The 20324-nt window shown below is 69.9% G+C and carries 16 protein-coding genes; 8 read left to right on the forward strand and 8 right to left on the reverse strand.

What is annotated here, in order from left to right; genetic code table 11:
* Nucleotides 1-208: 208 nt before the first annotated feature.
* From AB5J55_RS11780 to AB5J55_RS11795, 4 genes are all read right to left on the reverse strand, one after another.
* Nucleotides 209-1888 carry a glycoside hydrolase family 13 protein gene (locus tag AB5J55_RS11780; protein ID WP_369270615.1) on the reverse strand — a complete coding sequence of 560 codons (1680 nt, stop codon included), beginning with the start codon at nt 1886-1888 and terminating at the stop codon, nt 209-211.
* Between the two features lie 240 nt (nt 1889-2128).
* Nucleotides 2129-3037 (reverse strand): sugar ABC transporter permease, encoded by a 909-nt coding sequence (locus AB5J55_RS11785; RefSeq protein WP_369270616.1) that lies wholly within the window; start codon nt 3035-3037, stop codon nt 2129-2131.
* 13 nt (nt 3038-3050) lie between these two features.
* A complete protein-coding gene (locus tag AB5J55_RS11790; RefSeq protein WP_369270617.1) occupies nt 3051-4055 on the reverse strand; it encodes a carbohydrate ABC transporter permease in 1005 nt (334 codons plus the stop codon).
* Nucleotides 4056-4202: 147 nt separating this feature from the next.
* On the reverse strand, nt 4203-5471 hold the full coding sequence (locus AB5J55_RS11795) for an extracellular solute-binding protein (RefSeq protein ID WP_369270618.1): 1269 nt from the start codon (nt 5469-5471) through the stop codon (nt 4203-4205).
* A gap of 381 nt (nt 5472-5852) precedes the next feature.
* Here AB5J55_RS11795 and AB5J55_RS11800 point away from each other — a divergent pair, with 381 nt between their 5' ends.
* Nucleotides 5853-6887, forward strand: a complete 1035-nt coding sequence (locus AB5J55_RS11800; protein WP_369270619.1) for a LacI family DNA-binding transcriptional regulator — start codon at nt 5853-5855, stop codon at nt 6885-6887.
* Between the two features lie 143 nt (nt 6888-7030).
* On the forward strand, nt 7031-8014 hold the full coding sequence (locus AB5J55_RS11805; RefSeq protein ID WP_369270620.1) for a phosphatase PAP2 family protein: 984 nt from the start codon (nt 7031-7033) through the stop codon (nt 8012-8014).
* A 77-nt stretch (nt 8015-8091) separates the two neighbouring features.
* Here AB5J55_RS11805 and AB5J55_RS11810 read toward each other — a convergent pair whose 3' ends face one another.
* Nucleotides 8092-11091, reverse strand: a complete 3000-nt coding sequence (locus AB5J55_RS11810) for a bifunctional [glutamine synthetase] adenylyltransferase/[glutamine synthetase]-adenylyl-L-tyrosine phosphorylase (protein WP_369270621.1) — start codon at nt 11089-11091, stop codon at nt 8092-8094.
* Nucleotides 11092-11263: 172 nt separating this feature from the next.
* On the opposite strand from AB5J55_RS11810, the gene AB5J55_RS11815 reads away from it, so the two are divergent.
* Both AB5J55_RS11815 and AB5J55_RS11820 read left to right on the forward strand, forming a co-directional pair.
* The gene (locus AB5J55_RS11815; RefSeq protein WP_369270622.1) at nt 11264-11809 is read left to right on the forward strand and encodes a pyridoxamine 5'-phosphate oxidase family protein; all 546 of its coding nucleotides are present in this window, start codon (nt 11264-11266) and stop codon (nt 11807-11809) included.
* The gene (locus AB5J55_RS11820; protein WP_369270623.1) at nt 11788-12240 is read left to right on the forward strand and encodes a VOC family protein; all 453 of its coding nucleotides are present in this window, start codon (nt 11788-11790) and stop codon (nt 12238-12240) included. The genes AB5J55_RS11815 and AB5J55_RS11820 overlap by 22 nt, the downstream gene beginning before the upstream one ends.
* A 52-nt stretch (nt 12241-12292) precedes the next feature.
* Here AB5J55_RS11820 and AB5J55_RS11825 read toward each other — a convergent pair whose 3' ends face one another.
* Nucleotides 12293-13654: a glutamine synthetase family protein gene (locus AB5J55_RS11825; protein ID WP_328428208.1), complete on the reverse strand. Its 1362-nt coding sequence runs from the start codon at nt 13652-13654 to the stop codon at nt 12293-12295.
* A gap of 331 nt (nt 13655-13985) precedes the next feature.
* On the opposite strand from AB5J55_RS11825, the gene AB5J55_RS11830 reads away from it, so the two are divergent.
* Nucleotides 13986-15197, forward strand: coding sequence for a globin domain-containing protein (locus AB5J55_RS11830; protein ID WP_369270624.1), 1212 nt, complete (start codon nt 13986-13988; stop codon nt 15195-15197).
* Nucleotides 15198-15210: 13 nt separating this feature from the next.
* On the opposite strand, the gene AB5J55_RS11835 is transcribed toward AB5J55_RS11830, so the two are convergent.
* The gene (locus tag AB5J55_RS11835; RefSeq protein ID WP_369270625.1) at nt 15211-15645 is read right to left on the reverse strand and encodes an Rrf2 family transcriptional regulator; all 435 of its coding nucleotides are present in this window, start codon (nt 15643-15645) and stop codon (nt 15211-15213) included.
* A gap of 178 nt (nt 15646-15823) precedes the next feature.
* On the opposite strand from AB5J55_RS11835, the gene AB5J55_RS11840 reads away from it, so the two are divergent.
* The 3 genes from AB5J55_RS11840 to AB5J55_RS11850 all read left to right on the forward strand — a co-directional run bounded on the left by AB5J55_RS11840 (nt 15824) and on the right by AB5J55_RS11850 (nt 19234).
* Nucleotides 15824-16495: a DUF3105 domain-containing protein gene (locus AB5J55_RS11840; protein WP_369270626.1), complete on the forward strand. Its 672-nt coding sequence runs from the start codon at nt 15824-15826 to the stop codon at nt 16493-16495.
* On the forward strand, nt 16492-17115 hold the full coding sequence (locus AB5J55_RS11845; RefSeq protein WP_369270627.1) for a DUF305 domain-containing protein: 624 nt from the start codon (nt 16492-16494) through the stop codon (nt 17113-17115). Before AB5J55_RS11840 ends, AB5J55_RS11845 begins: the two co-directional genes overlap by 4 nt.
* Before the next feature lie 178 nt (nt 17116-17293).
* A complete protein-coding gene (locus AB5J55_RS11850; RefSeq protein WP_369270628.1) occupies nt 17294-19234 on the forward strand; it encodes a protease pro-enzyme activation domain-containing protein in 1941 nt (646 codons plus the stop codon).
* Between the two features lie 98 nt (nt 19235-19332).
* On the opposite strand, the gene panB is transcribed toward AB5J55_RS11850, so the two are convergent.
* On the reverse strand, nt 19333-20208 hold the full coding sequence (gene panB / locus AB5J55_RS11855; protein ID WP_369270629.1) for a 3-methyl-2-oxobutanoate hydroxymethyltransferase: 876 nt from the start codon (nt 20206-20208) through the stop codon (nt 19333-19335).
* Nucleotides 20209-20324 lie beyond the last annotated feature (116 nt).

Genomic DNA, 20324 nt, shown 5'->3' on the forward strand with positions numbered 1-20324 from the left:
GAGAGTTGAAAGTCATAGCAAGTACTTTCATCCGCAACCTTGACGTGCCCTTCCCAACTCCCTCACGCTCACCAGTCGTTGAAGCGCCGGCCCGCTCCTCCCTGCGCGACGGCGCATGACGTCTCCGAGGAAAGGCAGAGGGCTGGCCCGGGCGTGCTGGGGGGCCCGCTGCCTGAATGGCAGCGGGCCCTCGCTATTTGATGACGCGTCAGGCCGTCGTCCACCACACCGTCGTGTCGCCCGGCACCTTCGCCTCGCCGTCCGTCTCGCTGATCTCGCCGCTGGCGAGCAGCACGCGCCCGTACGCCGGGGTGGTCACCGACTCCTCGCCGGTGTTGGCGACGCAGACGAACTCCCCGCGCCGGAAGGCGAGGACCCCCTCAGGGGCCTTCAGCCACTCCACCGCGTCACCGGCGCCCAGGTCCGGCTGCGCGCGGCGCACCGCCAGCGCCGAGCGGTACAGCTCCAGGGTGGAGTCGGGGTCACCGGTCTGCGCCTCGATGCTCAGCTCGCCCCACCCCTGCGGCTGCGGCAGCCAGCTGCCGCCCGTGCCGAAGCCGTACGACGATCCCGTACGCGTCCACGGGATCGGCACCCGGCAGCCGTCGCGGAAGCCGTCCTGGCCCTCGCCGCGGAAGTACGCCGGGTCCTGGCGCACCTCGTCCGGCAGGTCGACGACGTCCGGCAGGCCCAGCTCCTCGCCCTGGTAGACGTACGCCGAACCGGGCAGCGCGAGCATCAGCAGGGTGGCCGCCCGTGCCCGCCGCAGTCCCAGTTCGCGGTCGCCCGCCGTGCGGATCTGGGTGCCGAGCCCGGGCGGGTTGGCGAAGCGGGTGGCGTGGCGGGTGACGTCGTGGTTGGAGAGCACCCATGTCGCGGGCGCCCCAACCGGGCGCATCGCGTCCAGGGTGCGGTCGACGACCTCGCGGAGCTCCTTGGCGTCCCACTCCGTCGACAGGTACTGGAAGTTGAAGGCCTGGTGGAGCTCGTCCGGGCGCACGTAGTTGGCGGTGCGCTCGACGGTCGGGGTCCAGGCCTCCGCCACGAAGATGCGCTCGCCGGCGTACTCGTCGAGGATCGTGCGCCACTGGCGGTAGACGGCATGCACGCCGTCCTGGTCGAAGAACGGCATGACATCGTTGCCCAGCAGCTTGAGCTGCTCGTGGGATCCCAGGTCGGGCAGCCCCTCCGCCTTCACCAGGCCGTGGGCCACGTCGATACGGAAGCCGTCGACGCCCATGTCGAGCCAGAAGCGGAGAATCGAGCGGAACTCGTCCCCGACCGCCGGGTGCTCCCAGTTGAAGTCGGGCTGCTCGGGGGCGAAGAGGTGCAGGTACCACTCGCCGGGCGTGCCGTCCGGCTCGGTGACCCGGGTCCAGGCCGGGCCGCCGAAGATCGACTCCCAGTCGTTGGGCGGCAGCGCACCCTCCGCGCCCTTGCCGGGGCGGAAGTGGTAGCGGTCCCGCAGCGGGGAGCCCGGCCCCTCCGCGACGGCACGCTTGAACCACTCGTGCTGGTCGGAGGAGTGGTTGGGGACCAGGTCGACGATGATCCTCAGACCCAGGTCATGGGCGTCACGGATCAGCGCGTCGGCGTCGAGGAGGTTGCCGAACATCGGGTCGACGGCCCGGTAGTCGGCCACGTCGTAGCCGGCGTCGGCCTGCGGGGAGGCGTAGAAGGGGCTCAGCCACACGGCGTCCACGCCGAGGTCGCGCAGATACGGGAGTCGGGAGCGTACGCCTTCCAGGTCGCCCATGCCGTCACCGTTGCTGTCGGCGAAGCTGCGCGGATAGACCTGGTAGATCACCGCGTCCCGCCACCAGTCGCGGCGCTTGGCGACGGTGACGACGGCGGAGTTTTCGGCCGGTGCGGTGGGGTGCTGGCTCATGGCGTCCTTGGTGCGTAACGGGTTCATGGGTCAGAGAAGTGGGGTGACGAGGCGGCCGCGGTGACAGCGGGGTCGGATGGACACCGCGACCGCCTCGGGTTTCGGGGTGGGGGCTCAGCAGCTCGCTTTTGGGGGCGCGGGGCTGTAATGATTTGCGGCTACCGCCGCGCGGGTGCGACCAGCCACGACGGCGCCGCAGTCGATCGACTACCGGCACCTCGCGCCCCTCCCAGCGGGGCGTCACCCCTTCGTGCCGCCCGCGGTAAGCCCGGTGACCAGGTTCTTCTGCACGAAGTAGAAGAACGCCGAGACAGGTATGGCAATGAGCACTGCGGTCGCGGCCATCAGGTTGCGCTGCGCGTCATGCTCACTGACGAAGGTCTGCAAACCGACCGCGAACGTGTACTTCGTGTCGGACAGCATGAACGTCGACGCGAACGCGACCTCGCCGAAGGCCGTGAGGAAGCTGTAGAACGCGGCGACCGCCAGACCCGGCTTGGCGAGCGGCAGGATCAGCCGCGCGAACGTGCCGAAGGGGGTCAGCCCGTCGACGCGTCCGGCCTCGTCGATCTCGAACGGGATCGTGTCGAAGTAGCCCTTCATCAGCCAGGCACAGTACGGCACGGTCGTCGTGCAGTAGACGAGGATGAGTCCGAGGTAGCTGTCGACGAGCTGGAGCCCGGACAGGATCTGGTACATCGGCACCATCAGGACGGCCACCGGGAACATCTGGGTCACGAGCAGCACCCACATGAACTTCTTGTAGCCCGGGAAGCGCATCCGCGAGACCGCGTAGCCGGTGGTGGCGGCGATGACGACGCCGATGAGCGTGGTGCCCAGCGTGACGATCAGGGTGCTCGTCAGCCAGTCGAAGAACTTGGTCTCCTGCAGGACGAACGTGTAGTTGTCCAGCGTCATCTTCCCCCAGATGCCACCGGGGTGGAGGTAGTCGTCCTTGTCCGGGCCGAGGGACAGGAAGACCAGCCAGACGACGGGGAACAGCGCGATCAGGCTCGCCACGATCAGGATGGCGTGGGAGACGACGGAGGTCCTGCGGCTGTTCTCGCCTCGGCGGACCCCGCGCGGTGCCGCCGGCGATTTGGGGGGCTGGTCCGCCGGAGCAGTGGTCTTGACGGTCGTGGTGCTCATGGGGACTCCTGCCTCAGATCGCGAGCTGCGGATCATTGCGGTTCAGCCAGCGGCGGTAGAAGGAGGTGAAGACGATCAGGATGGCCAGCAGCAGGATGCCGTAGGCGGCCGACTGCGCGAAGTCGCGCGGCTGCTGTCCGAAGCCGAGGTAGTAGGCCCAGGTGACGAGGATCTGCGCGTCCGGGGCGGTGTCGCCGAACAGCAGGAAGATGATGGCGAACTGGTTGAAGGTCCAGATGATGCCGAGAAGTACGACGGTGGAGCTGACGGACCGCAGGCCCGGCACGGTGACGTACCGGAACTGCTGCCACCTGCTCGCGCCGTCCATCTCGGCGGCCTCGTAGAGCGAGGAGTCGATGGACTGCAGTCCGCCGAGCAGCGAGAGCATCATGAACGGCACACCGCACCAGGTGTTCACCATGATCGCGGCGAACCGCTGCCAGAAGGTGTCCTCCAGCCACAGCGGCGTCGGCAGGTGGAGCGTCTCCAGGAACGAGTTGATGATGCCGCCGTCGGCGAGCATGAACCGCCAGCCGAAGACGGTGACGAAGGTCGGCACGGCCCACGGGAGGATCAGGATCAGCCGGTACAGGGTGCGGCCGCGCAGCTTCTGGTTGAGCAGCAGGGCCAGACCCAGGCCGATGGTGTAGTGGAGGGTGACGCAGGCCGCCGTCCAGAAGATCGTCCAGATGAAGTGCGACCAGAAGCGGTCGTAGGCCGTCTCACCCCACAGGATGTCGGCGTAGTTGTCGAAGCCGATGAACTTGTAGGTGGCCTCGATCTCGTTGACGCCGATCGTGCGGGCCGAGTTGAGGCTGTTGGCGTCGGTGAGCGTGAGGTAGAAGCCGTACACCAGCGGATACAGCACGAGAACGCCGAGGACGATCACCACCGGGGTGATCATCGCGTAGGCATACCAGTGCTTCTGGTAGCCGTGCTTCAGGCGCTGGCGCAGTCCGGGCCGCGGCGCGCGGTCACCGCGGCGCTTGCCGGTCGCGCGGTCGATGGCGACTGTCATGGTTCGACAACCTTCTCGAAGTTCGGCAGATCAGGGGGTGTACGGCACACAGGCCGGTGGCCGCCGGAACTCTCCCCCCCATGGAAGTGGGGGTCCCCCCGCTCGAGCGAATTCGAGAGTGGGAAAAGTTCCGGCGGCCACTCGGGGTCACTTGCTGAAGTCCGGGACCAGCTTGGCGATGGAGGTCTCGGCGGTGCTCAGACCCTTGTCCAGGGACTCCTTGCCACCGGCGACCTTCAGCAGCTCGGTGTCCAGCGGGCCCCACAGGGAGCTGTACTCGGGCAGCGCGGGGCGCGGCTGGGCGGAGGCGAGGACGGTCTGGTAGCCGGCGATGCCCGGGTCGGCCTTGACCTCGGCGGTGTAGGCGTCGTCGCGGACCGGCAGCGTCGAGTTCTTGAGCGCGATCGTCTCCTGCGCCTTCTGCGACGTCATGAAGTTCACGAACTTCAGCGCGGCCTTCTGGTGGGCCTCGTCGGAGCCGGCGTACACGGAGAGGTTGTGGCCGCCGGTCGGGGCGCCCGCCTTGCCGGACGAGCCGGCCGGGACGGTGGCGATGCCGAGGTTGCTCTTGTCCTTGAACGCGGAGCCCTTGTAGAAGTTGGTGATCTCCCAGGGGCCCTGCATGATCGCGGCGACCTTGCCGTTGACGAACGCCTCCTGGATGTGGGCGTAGGCGTCAGCGGTGGTGTCGGCCTTGTGCAGGCCCTTGCCGTCGAAGAGGCTCAGCCAGGTGCCGTAGCCCTTCTTGGCCTCGGCGCCCGCGACGGTGATCTTCTTGGCGTCGGCGTCGACGGTGTCGGTGCCCTCGCCGTAGAGGAACGTCTGGGCGTAGTAGGCCTGGGTGGAGCCCCAGTAGCCGTCGACGCCGGTCTTGTCCTTGATCTTGGCGGCGGCCTTCTTCAGGTCGTCCCAGGTCTTGGGGGCCTCGACGCCGGCCTTCTTGAACAGGTCCTTGTTGTAGACGAAGGCGAGGGTGTCCGTGGTGAACGGAACGCCGTAGACCTTGTCCTCGTACTTGGCCTGCTCGATCAGGCTGGGCTGGAACTTGGCCTGGTCGGCGAGGGCCTCGGTGCCGTCCAGCGGCAGGAAGAAGCCCTTCTTGGCGAAGGCGGGGGTCCAGCCGACCTCGGAGCGCAGGATGTCCGGGGCGCCCTTGGAGCCGGCGGCGGTGTCGAACTTGTTCTGCGCCTGGTCGAACGGCACGTTGACGTACTTGACCTTGATGTCCTTGTTGGCGGCCTCGAACGCCTTGACCAAGGCCTGGTACGTCGGTGCCTCGTTGGTGGCGTTGGAGGTGTCCCACCAGGTGATGGTGACCGGCCCGTCGGCGCTGTCGCCGCTGTCACTTCCGCCGCAGGCCGTCGCCGCGAGGGCGAGGGACGCCACCAGCGCGGTGGCCGCTATGCCACGCCGCATGAGATCTCCTTGAGGGTGAAAGCCCGTGTGATGCAGGGTCGGCCCCGTCTGCCTGACCCTGCTGTCTTGCCGACTGCGCCGTTGCGGCCGCCGGGCGACGTGAACGTAACAGCGTTGAAAGACTTACGAAAGACCTTGCAGAAAAAAAGTGCAAGGGAACGTCGAAGTTATCCGGGCGTGACCGCTCGGCGACCACCATGAGACGCTTCTTTCCAACGGTGGAGCGGCATGGAGGCGGGTTGTGCAAGACTCTGCAAGCTCTTGCCATCACTTTCACGAGGGAGCGCGATGACGCAGCAGCCCGGGCCGCGACGGCCAACCGGTCGCCCACGGCGCCCGATTGGTGTGCAAGGCGACATACGGCCGGTACAGTCCAGTGCCGTGACCACACGGCTTGCCGACATCGCTGCTCAGGCGGGGGTCAGCGAAGCGACCGTCAGCCGCGTCCTCAACGGGAAGCCGGGCGTCGCTTCGACCACCCGCCAGTCCGTGCTGGCCGCACTCGACGTGCTCGGCTACGAACGCCCCGTACGCCTGCGCCAGCGCAGCGAAGGCCTGGTGGGCCTGATCACCCCGGAGCTGGAGAACCCGATATTCCCGGCCCTGGCCCAGGTCATCGGCCAAGCCCTCACCAGGCAGGGCTACACCCCGGTGCTCGCCACACAGACGCCGGGCGGCTCGACGGAGGACGAGCTGACGGAGATGCTCGTCGACCGCGGAGTGGCGGGCATCATCTACGTCTCCGGCCTCCACGCCGACACCACCGCCGACATGCAGCGCTACGAAACCCTGCGCGCGCAGGGTGTCCCCTTCGTCCTGGTCGACGGCTTCTCCCCGAAGGTCCAGGCACCTTTCATCTCCCCCGACGACCGCGCGGCGATGAACCTGGCCGTCACCCACCTCGCCTCGCTGGGCCACACCCGCATCGGCCTGGCACTGGGCCCCAAGCGCTTCGTGCCGGTCCAGCGCAAGATCGAGGGCTTCGTCCGCACGATGCAGGACCAGCTGAACCTGCCGACGGACGTCATCGAGACCGAGCTGATCCAGCACTCCCTCTACACCCTGGAGGGCGGCCAGGCCGCCACCACCGCCCTGATCGACCGCGACTGCACCGCGATCGTCTGCGCCAGCGACATGATGGCGCTGGGCGCGATACGGGCGGCCCGGCAACGCGGCCTCGACGTTCCCAAGGACATCTCGGTGGTCGGCTTCGACGACTCCCCCCTGATCGCCTTCACCGACCCGCCCCTCACCACGGTCCGCAAGCCGGTCCCGGCGATGGGCCAGGCCGCGGTACGCACGCTCCTCGAGGAGATCGGCGGGACTCCCGCTCCCCACAGCGAGTTCGTGTTCATGCCGGAGCTGGTGGTGCGGGGTTCGACGGCTTCGGCACCGGGTGACAGGATTCGTCCGTAAATCGTCCGCGGGGCGGAGAATAGACCCATCCCTCCCCTGCGTTGGTAGGAGTATGGAGCTGTACGCCGGCCGTAGAACGTGCGTCCTGAACCCAACCGGGGGATGATCGGTCGGGGAAGTCTTTTCTGGCAGACTCTGTGCCCATGGGTGACACCACCGTGACGACACTGGAAGGCCGGGAAGCGGCCGTTCTGCCCCCCGTCGCGGAAGAGACGGGGCGGGGGCCCCTGCGCCGACTGCGCACTCCGCGCCGCCCTCGCCTCTGGTTCGAGATCCTGCTGATCGCGGTGAGTTACTGGACGTACTCACTGATCCGCAACGCGGTCCCGGAACAGCGGACCGAGGCCCTGCACAACGCCGACTGGCTCTGGAAGCTGGAACACCAACTCGGCATCGCGGTCGAGGAGTCGATCAACCACGCCGTGAACTCGGTGACTTGGCTCATCGTCGGCATGAACTACTACTACGCGACGCTGCACTTCATCATCACCCTCGGCGTCCTGATCTGGCTCTACCGCAGCCACCCCGGCCGCTACGCGGCCACCCGCCTGGTCCTGTTCGCCACTACAGGCGTGGCCTTGATCGGCTACTACCTGTATCCGCTCGCTCCCCCACGGCTGATGACCAACACCGGCTTCATCGACACGGTGCTGGTCCACGACACCTGGGGTTCGATGGCCTCGGGCGACCTGAAGAACATGTCGAACCAGTACGCCGCCATGCCGTCCATGCACATCGGCTGGTCCGTCTGGAGCGGTCTGACGATCTTCGCCCTGGCACGAATCCCCTGGGTCCGCGTCCTGGGCCTCCTCTACCCCACGGCAACACTGCTGGTGATCGTCGCCACGGCCAACCACTTCTGGCTGGACGCGGTGGGAGGCCTCGTCTGCCTGGCGTTCGGCTACACGGTGGCCCGCCTCTGGTACGGCGCGCTGCCGCACGCACTGCCGAAGCGAGTGGCCCCACCCCGCCTGGACCCCCACCCGGCCACGGCGGCAAGGGGACGTGCCGGGGGGTGTCCGCCCGCAGCGGCGGGCGTCAACGAACAGCACGTCCCGGCCGACGGCAACCGCCCGACCGAGGACGGACACCCCCCGGCACGGCCCCGACCCGAATCACACCGTTAGGCGCCACGCGCGCGCACCCCCACCGGGGCCGCGCAGGCCGCCGCAGGCACCCCCGGCCCAACCGCCGGAGGAATCCGTCACCCCCCGTAGAACAGCTCGTCCACCACACCCCGAGCCCGCCGAGCGGTGCGCCGATAGGCGTCGAGCATGTCCCCCACGTGACCGAGCTCGTACCCCAGGTAACGCCCCACAGCGGCCAGCTCCCGCGCGTCCGACGGAAACGTGTCGCCGGCCCGCCCCCGCACCAGCATCACGGCATTGCGCACCCGGGTCGCCAGCACCCAGGCCTCATCCAGGGTCGCCGCGTCCTCGTCCGACATGAGCCCGGCGGCACGAGCGGCGGCGAGCGCCTCCCGAGTCCGGGTCGTCCGCAGCCCCGCCACGGTCGAGCCGTGCTGCATCTGAAGAAGCTGGACGGTCCACTCGACGTCGGAGAGCCCACCCGGCCCGAGCTTGGTGTGCAGCTTGGGGTCGGCACCGCGAGGCAGCCGCTCGGACTCCATGCGTGCCTTCAGCCGCCGGATCTCCCGCACGGCGTCCTCACCGAGCCCGCCCGCGGGATACCGCAACGGATCGATCATCTCGATGAACCGGCGCCCCAGATCCGCGTCCCCCGCCATCGCCTCGGCCCGCAGCAGCGCCTGCGACTCCCACACCAGCGACCACCGGCGGTAGTACGCCCCGTACGAGTTCAGGGTCCGGACCAGCGGCCCCGACTTGCCCTCGGGCCGCAGATCGGCGTCGATCAGCAGCGGCGGATCCGCACTCGGGATCTGCAGCAGCCGCCGCATCTCCTCGACGACCCGGTTCGCGGCGACCGCGGCCTCGTGCTCGTCGACGCCGTCCTGCGGCTCGTGCACGAACAGAACGTCCGCGTCGCTGCCGTAACCCAGCTCCTGCCCGCCGAAGCGCCCCATCCCTATGATCGCGAACCGCGTGGGCAGGGTGTCCCCCCAGCCGGCCCGCACCACCGCCCGCAGCGTCCCCGCCAGTGTCGCGGCCGTGAGGCCCGACACCGCCGCCCCGACCCGGTCCACGAGGGCCCCCTGGTCGGCCTCGGGCGGCTTCGTCTCGGTGCCGTAGGAGTCGACGATGTCCGCGGCGGCCGTACGGAACAGCTCCCGCCGACGCACCCCACGGGCCGCCGTGACCGCCTGGGCGTCACCGTCGGCACGGCTCACCGCGGCGATGATCTCCTGCTCCAGGTGCCCGCGCGAGCGGGGCTCCAGCCCGCTGCCGCCGTCCCCGTTCCCGAGCAGCGCGACGGCCTCGGGCGCCCGCATCAGCAGATCGGGGGCGAGCCGGCCGGCCGACAGCACCCGGGCGAGGTTCTCCGCAGCGGCGCCTTCGTCTCTCAGCAGCCGCAGGTACCAGGGGGTCTTGCCGAGCGCGTCCGACACCTTGCGGAAGTTCAGCAGGCCCGCGTCCGGATCGGCCGAGTCGGCGAACCAGCCCAACAGGACGGGCAGCAGGGTGCGTTGGATCGCCGCCTTGCGGCTGACGCCGGAGGCCAGCGCCTCCAGATGGCGCAGGGCGGACGCCGGATCGGCGTACCCGAGCGCCACCAGCCGCTCGCGCGCGGCCCCGGCACTCAACCGGGCCTCGCCGGGGGCAAGTTGGGCGACCGCGTCGAGCAGCGGCCGGTAGAAGAGCTTCTCGTGCAGACGCCGTACGACGCTCGCGTGCCGTTTCCACTCGCGGTTCAGCTCGGCGACCGGGTCGGCGCGCAGGCCGAGGGAGCGGCCGATGCGGCGCAGGTCGGCGTCGTCCTCGGGCACCAGGTGCGTCCGGCGCAGCCGGTAGAGCTGGATGCGATGCTCCATGGAGCGCAGGAAGCGGTAGGCGGCGTCGAGCTGTGCGGCGTCGGCACGGCCGACGTAACCGCCCGCGGCGAGGGCCTGCAAGGCATCGAGCGTGGTGCCGCTGCGCAGCGAGGCGTCGTCGCGTCCGTGCACCAACTGCAGCAGCTGCACGGCGAATTCGACGTCCCTCAGACCTCCCGGCCCCAGCTTGAGCTGCCGGTCGAGCTCGGCGACGGGGATGTTCTCCACGACGCGGCGCCGCATCTTCTGCACGTCGACGACGAAGTTCTCCCGCTCGGCGACCTTCCAGACCAGGGGCTCCAGTGCGGCGACGTACGCCTCACCGAGCTCGATGTCGCCCGCCACCGGGCGGGCCTTGAGCAGCGCCTGGAACTCCCAGGTCTTGGCCCAGCGTTGGTAGTAGGCGAGATGGCTGCTGAGCGTGCGCACCAGGGGGCCGTTCCTGCCCTCGGGGCGCAGATTGGCGTCGACCGGCCAGATGGAGCCCTCGACGGTGGTCTCCGAGCAGACGCGCATCATGTGCGAGGCGATCTTGGTGGCCGACCGCAGGGCCTTGGCCTCGTCGGCGCCGTCCGCGATCTCGCCGACGAAGATGACGTCGACGTCGGAGACGTAGTTCAGCTCGTGGCCTCCGCACTTGCCCATCGCGATCACCGCGAACCGGCACAGTGCGGCGTCCTCCGGTGCGGCGGCGCGGGCGATGGCGAGCGCGGCGCGCAGGGTCGCGGTGGCGAGGTCGGCGAGCTCGGCGGCCGTCTGGGCCAGGTCGGTGGTGCCGCACACGTCACGGGCGGCGATGGACAGCAGACAGCGCCGATAGGCGACGCGCAGGGAGACCGGGTCGGTGGCCCCGGCGAGTCCGCGCTCGAACTCCTCCACGCCGGGGTGCAGATCCCGCGGCTCGTACATGGCGAGTTCCTGCCAGTCGCCGGCGTGCTTGGCGAGGTGGTCGGCCAGCGCGGCGGAGGCGCCGAGCACGCCGAGCAGCCGGTCGCGCAGGGGCTTGGCGGCTATCAGCGTGTCCACCAGCTCCCGCTGGGCGGCGTGGCCGGGCTGCGCCTCGAGCAGCCGGACGAGGCCGTGCAGGGCGAGGTCGGGGTCGGCGGTGGCGCCGAGCGCCTCCAGCAGGACCGGGTCGTTCCTGACCGGCGCGAGCTGGTCGCTGTCCAGGAGGCGCTCGGCGGCCGACGGGTCGGTGAAACCGTGCCGCAGCAGCCGCGTGAAGGTACTGCTCCTGCGCCCCGGCGCCATCATGCTCGCCCTCCCGTCCGATCGGGGTCGTGCGCGCCCGATCAAGGTCGTACCCGGTCGAGCCTAGCCGCAGAGTCCGACAGTGGCGCCGATGAGTTCGGGTGGTCCGTGGGGTCTTCCTTGTCGAAGGACACGTCCGGCGACATATTCCGGCGACACATCTGGAGGCCGTCCGATGACCGACAAGCAACCGCAGACCCGGCTGGATGCGCGCTACAGCGACGAGACGGCCACGGCGGTCCCGTGGCCCGAGGCGGAGAGGCTGCTGGCCGAGGCCGAGCTGTTCTGGATCTCCACGGTACGGCCGGACGGGCGGCCGCATGTGACCCCGCTGCCGGCGGTCTGGTCCCAGGGGGCGCTGCACTTCTGCACGGGCCCGGAGGAGCGCAAGGCCCGGAATCTGGCGGCCAACCCGCACCTCGTGCTGACGACCGGCACGAACATCTGGGACAAGGGCTACGACCTGGTGGTCGAGGGCGAGGCGGTACGGATCACCGACGAGGCCCGTCTACGCGAGCTGGCCGCGGCGTGGGAGGCGAAGTACGGCAGCTTCTGGCACTTCGACGTCGCGGACGGCTGCTTCCGGCACGGCGCGGGACACGCCTACGTCTACTCGGTGGCGCCGAGCACGGTTTTCGGCTTCGGTAAGGGTGAGCCGTTCAGCCAGACTCGTTGGCGTTTCACCCAGGAGGAACAGCAATGGACTTCACGCTCGAAGTGATCCCGCTACCTGTCAGCGACATCGACCGGGCCCGCGACTTCTACCGGGACAAGGTCGGCTTCCACGTCGACATCGACCAGGAGGTCATGCCGGGCATGCGCATCGTCCAGCTGACGCCTCCGGGCTCCGGCTGTTCGATCGCCCTCGGCGACAGCATCTGGGACATGACCAAGGGCGAGACCGTACCCGAGCCCGGCTCCTACCAGGGCCTCCAGCTCTGCGTGGCCGACATCAAGGCCGCCCACGCGGAACTGACCGAACGCGGCCTCGACATCTCCGAGCCGGTCCAGTACACCCCCGACGACGGCGCCACCTTCATGTACTTCAAGGACCCCGACGGCAACGGCTGGTCCATCCAGGAGTACCGCCAGAGGGCCACGAAGCCGCTGCACCAGCTCCTGACGGAACAGGTGAACGGGCGCGGGCAGTAACGGCGGCAGGGGGCGCGGGGCTGTGACACGGCCCCGCGCCCTGCGCGAAGCCCTAGAGCACCGGCAGATTCTTCCGCAGCTCGAACGCGGTGACCTCGGAGCGGTACTCCTCCCACTCCTGCCGCTTGTTGCGCAGGAAGAAGTCGAAGACGTGCTCCCCCAGCGTCTCGGCGACGAGGTCGCTGCGCTCCATCAGGGAGAGGGCCTCGCCCAGGTTCTGCGGCAGCGGCTCGATGCCCATGGCGCGGCGCTCGGCGTTGGAGAGGGCCCAGACGTCGTCCTCGGCGCCGGGCGGGAGCTCGTAGCCCTCCTCGATGCCCTTGAGACCGGCGGCCAGCAGGAGGGCGTACGCCAGGTACGGGTTGGCGCCGGAGTCCAGGGACCGGACCTCGACCCGCGCCGAGCCCGTCTTGCCGGGCTTGTACATCGGGACGCGGACGAGGGCCGAGCGGTTGTTGTGGCCCCAGCAGATGTACGACGGGGCCTCGCCGCCGGCGCCCGCGGTGCGCTCGGAGCCGCCCCAGATGCGCTTGTAGGAGTTCACCCACTGGTTGGTGACCGCGGAGATCTCCGCCGCGTGCCGCAGCAGGCCCGCGATGAAGGAGCGGCCGACCTTGGAGAGCTGGTACTCGGCGCCCGACTCGTAGAACGCGTTGCGGTCGCCCTCGAACAGGGACAGGTGCGTGTGCATGCCGCTGCCCGGGTGCTCGGAGAACGGCTTCGGCATGAAGGTCGCCTGGACGCCCTGCTCCAGCGCCACCTGCTTCATGACCAGGCGGAACGTCATGATGTTGTCCGCCGTGGACAGCGCGTCGGCGTACCGCAGGTCGATCTCCTGCTGGCCCGGCGCGCCCTCGTGGTGGGAGAACTCGACGGAGATGCCCATCGACTCCAGCATGGTGATCGCCTGGCGGCGGAAGTCCATGCCGATGTTCTGCGGGGTGTGGTCGAAGTAGCCGGACTCGTCGGCCGGGGTGGGCCGGGAGCCGTCCAGGGGCTTGTGCTTCAGCAGGAAGAACTCGATCTCGGGGTGCGTGTAGAAGGTGAACCCCAGGTCGGAGGTGCGGGCCAGGGCGCGCTTGAGGACGTAGCGCGGGTCCGCGAAGGACGGGGAACCGTCCGGCATGAGGATGTCGCAGAACATGCGGGCGGTGCCGGGGGCCTCGGCGCGCCAGGGCAGGATCTGGAAGGTCGACGGGTCCGGCTTGGCGATCATGTCGGACTCGTATACGCGGGCGAAGCCCTCGATCGCGGAGCCGTCGAAGCCGATGCCCTCGTCGAAGGCCTGCTCCAGCTCGGCGGGGGCCACGGCCACTGACTTGAGGAAGCCCAGCACGTCCGTGAACCACAGGCGTACGAACCGGATGTCGCGCTCCTCCAACGTCCGGAGCACGAACTCCTGCTGCTTGTCCATCTTGCGCTTCCCCATCCTTGCTGGTCAGGCCGCCTGTCTCCGGTGCGGCGGGAGGCGGTCGGGCACCTGAGCATCACACCACAACACCGTTTCAGGCGCGTTGCGCACCTTGATCGCCGCAGCGACCTCCGATCGAACGCCCGGCAAACGGCAGGTGTCCTACCGCGGTGCCCGGTGAACTGCTCTGCCGCCCATAGTGCCTGCTCGGACCGACATCCGTAATGCCGGGCCCCACAGGACCCACCCCGCTTTAATTTGCATCTTGGATGCAAGTTTTAATGAGGGGCGGGCGGCCGCCCCTGTGCCGCCCGGTCGAGCCTGAGGAGACCCGATGCTGTCCGAGCAGTCCGTCGCCACCGTGCGTGCCACCCTCCCCGTCGTCGGCGGCGCCATCGGCGAGATCACCGAGCGCTTCTACGCCGGGCTCTTCGCGGCCCGCCCCGAGCTGCTGCGCGACCTGTTCAACCGCGGCAACCAGGCGGCCGGCACCCAGCGCCAGGCCCTCGCCGGGTCGATCGCCGCGTTCGCGACGCACCTCGTGGACCACCCCGACGACCGGCCCGACGCGATGCTGGCCCGCATCGCCCACAAGCACGCCTCGCTGGCCATCACGGCGGAGCAGTACGCGCTCGTCCACGAGCACCTGTTCGCCGCCATCGCCGACGTGCTCGGCGAGGCCGTCACGCCCGAGGTCGCGGCCGCCTGGGACGAGGTCTACTGGCTGATGGCGAACGCGCTGATCGCGATCGAGAAGCGGCTGTACGAGGAGCGCGGCGGCAGCGAATGGCGGGAGTGGGAGGTCGTCGGACGCGTCGAGGAGACCGCCGACGTGGCCACCTTCCGGCTGCGCCCTGCCGACGGCGGCCCGGCGGCGGACTTCCGGGCCGGTCAGTACGTCTCCGTCCAGGTCGGACTGCCGGACGGGGCGCGGCAGATACGCCAGTACAGCCTCTCCGCCGCGCCCGGCTCACCGCTGCGCCAGATCAGCGTGAAGCGGGTGCGCGGCGGCACGGCTCCCGATGGCGAGGTCTCGAACCACCTCCACGCGCGCGTGCACGTCGGCGACCGGCTGCGCCTGTCGCCGCCGTACGGCGATCTCGTCCTGGCCGGAAACCCGGCCGGGAACGACGCGGCCGCACCGCTGCTCCTCGCCTCCGCCGGCATCGGCGTGACCCCGATCGTCGCCATGCTGGGGCAGCTCGCGGACACCGGGCACCAGGGCCCCGTGATCGTCGTCCACGGCGACCGCTCCCCCGCCGAGCACGCCCTGCGCGCCGACCCGTACGCGGGGAAGCTGCCGGACGCGTCGGTCCACTTCTGGTACGAGGAAGCCGCCCGCCGCGACGGCGCCGACGGCTCCCACCGCACCGGCCGGGTCGACCTCACCGGCATCGCCGTACCGGAGGGCACGCGCGCGTACCTGTGCGGTCCGCTGCCCTTCATGCGGGCGGTGCGGGCGCAGCTGATCGGGAAGGGCGTGGCACCGGCCGACATCCACTACGAGGTGTTCGGCCCGGACCTCTGGCTCGCGCGGGAGAGCTGAAGCCGGCCCGGCCTCAGGGCGTGCGGCCGATCTGGAGCAGCAGCGGCCCGGTGGGGTCCGCGGTCACGTCGGCCAGCGTCAGCGGGTCCAGCGAGGCGAAGAAGGCCTCCTGGGCCCGCCGCAGCGCACCGCGCAGCCGGCACCCGGAATTGAGCGGGCAGGGGCTGTCGCCCTCACACTCGACGACGTCGCCGTCCCCCTCGAAGGCACGCACGACCGCGCCGACCGAGGCGGTGCGGCCCCTGTCGCTGAGCGACAGCCCGCCGCCACGGCCCCGGCGGGCGTCCACCAGGCCCAGGTGCTGCAACTCGGCGACGACCTTGGCGGCATGCGTGTACGGCACCTCCATGTCCGCCGCGACCTCGCGGGTCGTCGGCGTGCCGCCCTCCAGGACGGCGAGTCGCATGAGGAGCCGTAGTGCCAGGTCGGTGGAGCGCAACAGCCGCATGTACGGCAGCGTAGATAATGCGCATCCGCGGTTCAAAATATTCGGGGCGGCCGCCTTCGGCCGAGGGGCGGGATCATCCCGATCCGGCCTTTTCGTTGTCCGCTCTACGAGACGCCACACCTTCCCCATTACGATCAGCGGACCCGACCGTCCCTTTTCCCCAGAAGGACAACACCTCATGGGCTCCGCCAAGAACAAGAGCAACGCGGCTCGCAAGGCGCGAATAGAGGAGATGCGGCGTGCCGAACGTGCCCGTGAGCGCCGTAACCGCATCCTGACGATCACGGCCAGCGTGGTGGTCGTCGTCGGCCTCGTGGCCGCCGGTGTCGTCCTCGTCCGGTCGCAGTCCGACGCCGACAAGGACGAGGCGCAGCGGCCGTCCGACAAGATCCCCGGGAAGTTCGTCACCGGCAAGGACGGCGTGAAGACCTGGAACAAGAAGCTGTCGAGCACCCACGTCGAGACCAGCGTCGGGTACCCGATGGAGCCCCCGGTCGGCGGCGACCACCACCGGGCCTGGATGAACTGCAACGGTGACGTCTACGACAAGGAACTCCGCAAGGAGAACGCCGTGCACTCGCTGGAGCACGGCGCGGTCTGGGTGACGTACACGTCCAAGGCCGCCGAGGCCGACGTCGAGGCGCTGTCGACCAAGGTCAAGCAGACGCCGTACACGCTGATGAGCCCGGACGAGAAGCAGCAGGACCCGATCATGCTCAGCGCGTGGGGGCACCAGCGCACCGTGACGAGCGCGAGCGACCCGAACGTCGCCAAGTTCTTCGAGAAGTACGTCCAGGGCGAGCAGACGCCCGAGCCTGGCGCGCCGTGCACGGGTGGTCTGTCGGAGTGAGGCAGCACGTCGGCTGGCTCGCGGGGACCGCGGCGGCCGTGCTCGTCGCGGTCGGCGCGCTCACCTACGCGGTGGCCGAGGACGGCGGTTCGAGCAGGACGCCGGGCCCCGACTCGGCCGACGCCGGGTTCGCGCGCGACATGGCGGTGCACCACCAGCAGGCCGTCGAGATGTCGTACATCGTGCGCGACCGCACGAAGGACGAGGAGATCCGGCGGCTCGCGTACGACATCGCGCAGACCCAGGCCAACCAGCGCGGCATGCTGCTGGGCTGGCTGGACCTGTGGGAGCTGCCGAAGGTGTCGCCGGACGCGCCGATGACGTGGATGGGCATGGGTGACATGCCCGCCGCCGAGGACGGCGCACTGATGCCGGGCATGGCGACCAACACGGAGATGAAGAAGCTTCAGGAGCTCAGCGGCAAGCAGGCGGAGATCTTCTTCCTGCAGTTGATGACGGCCCATCACAAGGGCGGCATCCACATGGCCGAGGGCTGTGTCGACAAGTGCTCGGTCGGCGTGGAGAAGCGGCTCGCGCAGACCATGGTGAACGGGCAGCAGTCGGAGATCGACCTGATGGCGGACATGCTGAAGGAGCGGGGCGCGAAGCCGCGGTCATGACGTCACGACGGTCGCCGCGGCTGCCGTCGCAGCTGCCGTCGCAGCGGTCGAAATGGCTTTGTCATTAGGTTAGTTGGGACCTTCTTGGGCCGGGCATTCCCCTGGCGTGAACGGTTCGTCGCTTAAGTGGCCACCGTCGGGTGATCCACTCGCACACACGAACCGCACAGGGGGTTCCATGAGATCGAACCGTGCCGCGCTGCGCGCCTCGGTGAGCTTGGCGGCGACACTGCCTCTCCTCTCCGGCGCGCTGGCGCTCGGCATACCCGCGGCGCACGCCGCGGACCAGGGCCGTGACACGCTCGCCGGCACCAAGCCCACCTGGGCCACGGCCAGGGCGGACCGGGGCGCGGCGGCGGACAGCGCCCGGGTCTCCGTGCGCGTCTACCTCGCGGGCCGGGACGCGGCCGGCCTCGCCGCCTACGCGAAGGCCGTGTCGGACCCGAACTCGGCGTCGTACGGCAAGTACCTCAGTGCCGACCGGGCCCAGGCCCGTTTCGGCGCGACGAAGGCACAAGTGACCGCCGTCAGCAGCTGGTTGCGGTCGGCGGGTCTGAAGGTCACGGGTGTCACGCAGCACTACGTCGCCGTCACCGGTGAGGTGGCCGCCGCGGAGAAGGCGTTCGGCACCCAGCTGCACAACTACACCAAGGGCGCGAAGACCTACCGCGCGCCCACGGCGACCGCGTCGGTGCCGGACAGCCTGAAGGGCGCCGTCCTGACGGTCACCGGCCTGGACAACGCGCCGCACCTGGCGAGCCACCAGGACCAACTCCCGCCGCCGGAGACGGTGTTCCGCAACGCCGGGCCGTTCTCGACGTACCACGGCTCGAAGGTGGCGACCGCGCTGCCGGACGCGTACGGCACGAAGCTCCCGTACGCCGTCAAGGGCTACACCGGCAAGCAGCTGCGCGCCGCGTACGGCGCGGGCAAGCGCACCGGCAGGGGCGTGCGCGTCGCCATCACCGACGCGTACGCCTCCCCGACCATCGCCTACGACGCGGGCACCTACGCCAAGCGCAACGGCGACGCGGCCTGGAAGAGCGGCCAGTTGCGCCAGGTCCTGCCCGCGCAGTACACGCGGACCGAGGAGTGCGGGGCGGCCGGCTGGTACGGCGAGGAGACCCTCGACGTCGAGGCCGTGCACGCGGTCGCGCCCGGCGCGCAGGTCACCTACGTGGGCGCCGCGTCCTGCTACGACGAGGACCTGCTGGACTCGCTCAGCAAGATCGTCGACAACCACCTGGCCGACCTCGTCTCCAACTCCTGGGGCGAGACCGAGGATGCCCAGACCCCGGACCTCGCGGCCGCCTACGACCAGGTCTTCCAGTTCGGCGCGGTCGAGGGGATCGGCTTCTACTACTCCTCCGGCGACGACGGCGACGAGGTCGCGAGCAGCGGCACCAAGCAGGTGGACATCCCGGCGAGTTCGGCGTGGGTGACAGCGGTCGGCGGCACCTCGCTGGCGGTCGGCAAGGGCGACAAATACCTGTGGGAGACCGGCTGGGGCACCGAGAAGGCGGTTCTGTCGGCGGACGGCAGGAGCTGGACCGACTTCCCGGGCGCGTTCAACTCGGGCGCGGGTGGCGGCACCAGCAGGACGGTCGCCGAGCCGTACTGGCAGCAGGGCGTAGTTCCGGACGCGCTCGCCAAGGCCAACAGCGCCGACGGCAACCGCGTCGTGCCGGACATCGCGGCGATCGCCGACCCGAACACCGGGTTCCTGGTGGGCCAGACGCAGACCATGCCGGACGGCACGACGCAGGCGTACGACGAGTACCGCCTCGGCGGCACCTCGCTCGCGGCGCCGGTGATCGCGGCCGTCCAGGCCCTCGCGCAGGAGGCCCGCGGCGGTAAGCCGCTCGGTTTCGCCAACCCGGCGATCTACGCCCGGTACGGCTCGAAGGCGTACCACGACGTCACGGACAACCCGACGGGCTCCGGCCTCGCGGTCGCCCGCGTCGACTACGTCAACGGCTACGACGCCACCGACGGCCTGACCACGTCCGTACGCAGCCTCGGCAAGGACAGCTCCCTGAAGGCCGTGCAGGGCTACGACGACGTGACGGGCGTGGGGACGCCTGCGGGCGGCTATGTGGAGTCGTACCGGCGCCGCTGATCGGCGGCAGGGCACAAAGAGGCGCCCCGCCGACGGGGGAAGATCGGCGGGGCGCTTTGGTGCCGCAGTGGTTCAGGGGTGTCCTGGCCCGGCAGGGCTCAGTGGACCGAGTGCTCCTCCAACGGGAACGTTCCGCCGACCACGTCGTCCGCGAACGCCTTCGCCGCGTTGCCCATGACCTCGCGGAGGTCGGCGTATTGCTTGACGAACTTGGGGACGCGGCCGCCGGTCAGGCCCAGCATGTCCGTCCAGACCAGGACCTGGGCGTCGGTCTCGGCACCGGCGCCGATGCCGACGGTCGGGATGTGCAGCGTGCGCGTCACCTCGGCCGCCAGCTCCGCCGGCACCAGCTCCAGGACGACCGCGAACGCGCCCGCGTCCTGGACCGCCTTGGCGTCGCGCAGGAGTTGCGCGGCCGCCTCCTCGCCGCGGCCCTGGACGCGGTAGCCCATGGCGTTGACGGACTGCGGGGTCAGGCCGATGTGGGCCATGACCGGGATGCCGGACTCGACCAGCAGACGGATCTGCTCGTGCGAGCGCTCGCCGCCCTCCAGCTTGACCGCCCCGACGCCGGCCTCCTTGACCAGCCGGGTCGCCGAGCGCAGCGCCTGCACCGGGCCCTCCTGGTAGGAGCCGAAGGGGAGGTCGCCGACGATCAGGGCGCGGGAGGTGCCGCGTACGACGGCCGCCGAGAGCATGGTCATCTCGTCGAGCGTCACCGGCACCGTGGTGTCGTAGCCGAGGTGGCAGTTGCCCGCGGAGTCGCCGACGAGCATGACCGGGATGCCGGCCTCGTCGAAGACTGACGCGGTCATCGCGTCGTAGGCGGTGAGCATGGGCCACTTCTCGCCCCGCTCCTTGGCGAGGCCGATGTCGCGAACGGTGATGCGGCGTGTGCCCTTCCCCCCGTACAGCGCCTTGCTGCCGTCGGAGGTCTTCGCCTGAGGCGTCTGGGCAGCCGAAAGCTGCGTCATTGCAACGGCTCCTTCTGTCATCTCGAGGCGCCCTTACGGCGTCCCCGGATCCCCTCCATGGTGGCACCTCGTGCCAGGGACGGCCAGACCTCCCTGTGTGAGTTCCGCCCCCGTGT

The organism is Streptomyces sp. R11, assembly GCF_041051905.1.
In the GTDB taxonomy this organism is placed as follows: Bacteria; Actinomycetota; Actinomycetes; order Streptomycetales; family Streptomycetaceae; genus Streptomyces.